4 protein-coding genes are annotated in these 3,271 nt (G+C 60.6%); 1 reads left to right on the forward strand and 3 read right to left on the reverse strand.

Annotated elements, in window-relative coordinates:
* Both AC1D35_RS35185 and AC1D35_RS35190 read right to left on the reverse strand, forming a co-directional pair.
* The coding region (locus tag AC1D35_RS35185) for an aminotransferase class I/II-fold pyridoxal phosphate-dependent enzyme (RefSeq protein WP_477942545.1) at positions 1 to 501 on the reverse strand (501 nt) is incomplete at its 3' end.
* Positions 502 to 797: 296 nt separating this feature from the next.
* Positions 798 to 1,748, reverse strand: coding sequence for a helix-turn-helix domain-containing protein (locus AC1D35_RS35190; protein WP_113335193.1), 951 nt, complete (start codon positions 1,746 to 1,748; stop codon positions 798 to 800).
* A gap of 139 nt (positions 1,749 to 1,887) precedes the next feature.
* Here AC1D35_RS35190 and AC1D35_RS35195 point away from each other — a divergent pair, with 139 nt between their 5' ends.
* Positions 1,888 to 2,604: a DJ-1/PfpI family protein gene (locus tag AC1D35_RS35195; RefSeq protein ID WP_113335194.1), complete on the forward strand. Its 717-nt coding sequence runs from the start codon at positions 1,888 to 1,890 to the stop codon at positions 2,602 to 2,604.
* Between the two features lie 119 nt (positions 2,605 to 2,723).
* On the opposite strand, the gene AC1D35_RS35200 is transcribed toward AC1D35_RS35195, so the two are convergent.
* Positions 2,724 to 3,116: a PAS domain-containing protein gene (locus AC1D35_RS35200; RefSeq protein ID WP_113335195.1), complete on the reverse strand. Its 393-nt coding sequence runs from the start codon at positions 3,114 to 3,116 to the stop codon at positions 2,724 to 2,726.
* Positions 3,117 to 3,271 lie beyond the last annotated feature (155 nt).

Genomic DNA, 3,271 nt, shown 5'->3' on the forward strand with positions numbered 1-3,271 from the left:
CCACTTGGTCTTCGGCGTGATCGCCTTTTCGAGATCGGCGGCCTGGAGCTTGAAGTTGTTTTCCTGCGTCGTCGGCGCAAATACAGGGGTGGCGCCACAAAGCGACGCAATTTCCGGATAGGTCACCCAGCAAGGTGCCGGGATAACCACTTCGTCGCCGGCGTTCAGCGTCGCCATGAAGGCGTTGAAGAGGATGTGCTTGCCGCCCGTGCCGACGATCGTCTGCTCCCAGGTATAGTCCAGATTGTTCTCGCGCTTGAACTTCGCAGCGATCGCCTTGCGAAGTTCCGGAATGCCGGAGATCGGCGTGTACTTCGTTTCGCCGCGGCGGATCGCGTCGATCGCCGCTTCCTTGATATTGTCGGGCGTATCGAAATCCGGCTCGCCGGCGCCAAGGCTGATCACGTCACGTCCCTTGGCTTTCAGCTCGCGCGCTTTCTGAGCGACGGCGATTGTGGCTGAAGGCTTTACATGGGAGAGGGCGTCGGCAAGGAAGGCCATGTTATCGGTCCTGTACTATTGGAACGGGGACAAGCCGGTCACCAGACCTCCCGTGTTCTTTATCCTGCAAGATCGATGAACCGCCCGGAATGCAATCGGATCAGGCCAATCCGACAAACGCGCCATACGAACTCAGCCGAGATTGCATATCTGCAGAGTTTGAAGGTCGAAAGGACAAATGTCCCTCAGTAACTGTCATCGGGTGACGTCAGGCCGGGAGAGCTGCCCACGGCCCGTCATGTCCTCGACCATTTGATGGCGATGCGATGCGGCGCCAAAGCCATATCGGACATTTTCTAGGCGGTCGGGGTGCTTGCATTAAACCGGCGGCGGTACTCTGTCGGGGTGAGCCCTGCGATGCGGCGAAACCGCGCCCGGAATGTCACGGGCGAGCCGAAGCCGGTGAGAAAGGCGATCTGGTCGATCGACGTTTCGCTTTCTTCCAGCAGCTCTCTCGCTCGGTCGATCCTTGCAAGGACGAGCCATTGCAAGGGTGTCGTCCCGGTCTGCTCGAGGAAACGTCTGGCGAAGGTCCGCGGGCTTATCTTGGCGCGGGCAGCGAGGGCATCGACGGTGTGTGAGCCATGCAGGTTGTCGCGCATCCATTCAATCAGCGGCGTCAGGCTCGTGGGTGATCCTGGCGGCTCGTGCCGGATGAATTGCGCCTGGCCACCGTCGCGATGCAAGGGCGCAACGGTCAGACGCGCAGCGTCAGCCGCAACTGACTGTCCGAAATCACGGCGGACAAGGTGGAGGCACATGTCGAGCCCCGCCGAGGCGCCGGCCGATGTGACGATTTGGCCTTCATCGACAAACAGGACATTGGGTTCGACCGTGACGCTCGGATAGGAACTCGCAAGTTCGTCCGTGAAGCGCCAGTGGGTCGTGGCGCGCCGTCCATCGAGGAGACCGGTTGCTGCCAAGATGAAGGCGCCGGTGCAAATCGAAGCCACCCGTTTTCCCTGCGCGTAGGCTTTTTGCAGCGCCACGATCACAGATCTTGGGACCTGCCTGGACGGATCTTCGCTGCCGGGGATTACGATCGTGTCGGCATCTGCGAGAGCGTCCAGCCCGTGACGAACCTGAATGTCGAAGCCACCCGAGCGGACGGTCCGTCTGGGTGCGCAGACGAAAACATCATAGGCTTTGTCGGTGGCGTCCAGGCGCGCCATGCCGAAGACCTGGTAGGCGATGCCGAAGTCGAGCGGCACGACGTCGTTTAACACGAGAACGGCGACCTTATGCATCGAGCAAATCTCCCGGTTTGAAGAGCCGGGGCTTGATCCGGGCTGGCGGTAATTGATCGAACTTTGTCATTCCTGCCACTCACCTGGGTTGCCGGTTATCGCTATTCAATATGGGTGTCCAGCAACAAGGAGACCTCACATGACGGATGAAACGAATAAGACAACCGAAGACAGACCCCTTCAGGTTGGAATGATGCTGTTCCCCGGCTTCACGCTCCAGGATCTCGCCGGTCCGCAGACAGCACTTGGACTGCACAGTAAGACACATCTTATCTGGAAAACGATGGAACCGGTTCCGACCGACATGGGCGTGACGATGAACCCGACCATCACGTTCGACGACGTTCCGGAGAATTTGGACATCCTCTTCGTACCGGGCGGCGGCGGCACGCCCGAAATCATGAAGGACCAGGAATATCTCGACTTTATTGCCCGCGCTGGCAAAACTGCCCGCTACATTACCGCAGCCTGCACCGGCTCGGTGATCCTGGCGATGGCCGGACTGCTTGAAGGCTATCGCGCGGCCACCTACTGGCCGTTCTACGAACCTCTGATCGCGCTGGGCATCGAACCGAGCTACGATCGTGTCTGCATAGATCGCAACAGGATCACTGGTGGTGGCGTGACGGCCGGTATCGACTTCGCGCTGTCGCTAATCGCCGAGATCAAGGGTCAGGATGCGGCCGAATTCACGCAGCTCGTCCTCGAATATGACCCCCAGCCGGTGTTCACCGCAGGCCACCCGCGCAGTGCACGGCCGGAAATCATCGAGCAGATTTCGGGCCTATGGGGAAGGACTGCGGAAGCCGTCAGGGTTGCCAAGGCGCACATGGAGCGCCGTTCACAGGCCGCCTGAAACCTGCCTTTCTATTCGTCCTTGCGATATCTCGGGCTGCCCTCAATCATGATGCTGGTCGCCGGCAGCCCGACGACACTCCGACAATCGCCTCACCCGATCAAATCGACAGGCGCGGTCTATTGAAGCCACGGTTGTCTTCCAATGTCTTCTTCCGCATAGAGCTGAAACTGACCTTCCCAAGGGTAGACGATACCGGCGTAATGGGCTGGCGCGCCGGTCCTGTCGCGAAAGCAGCGGCCGTGGGCAATGACGTGCCTGGCGGCGCCGTCTGCACCGATGACGCGGTAGATGCCGCTATAGGGCAGGCCGTCTGCAACCGCCTTCATCCAGAGCCTGGCAACATTTGCCCGATCCTCGGTGTGGACCCGGGCGAGATAGGCGGCGGGGGACAGGCCACGAAGGGCTTCCTTCGGATCGAGGCCGAAGAGCCTTGCGACCGCCGTGTCGGCATAGAGCGCATTTTCGGCAAGTGACCAGGTAAATATCCCGGCTTCGGCCGCGTCCGGCATCAGAGCACTCCTCCCACTCCCGCGCGCATCTCATGTTGGTCAGGTGGCCTTGGATGACGGGATCCAGGTTGCTTGCCCCACCGCTGCCTAGACGATCGGATCAATCGGAGCCGCGGGCGTTCCGCCGGCCTCGATTGCCTCGCCCGCGGCAAGAC

The organism is Rhizobium sp. P1_E6, assembly GCF_056405875.1.

What these genes read in the sequence shown, in the direction of transcription:
- AC1D35_RS35190 (WP_113335193.1), bottom strand. Translation starts at nt 1,748, where the DNA reads ATGCATAAGGTCGCCGTTCTCGTGTTAAACGACGTCGTGCCGCTCGAC.
- AC1D35_RS35195 (WP_113335194.1), top strand. Translation starts at nt 1,888, where the DNA reads ATGACGGATGAAACGAATAAGACAACCGAAGACAGACCCCTTCAGGTT.
- AC1D35_RS35200 (WP_113335195.1), bottom strand. Translation starts at nt 3,116, where the DNA reads ATGCCGGACGCGGCCGAAGCCGGGATATTTACCTGGTCACTTGCCGAA.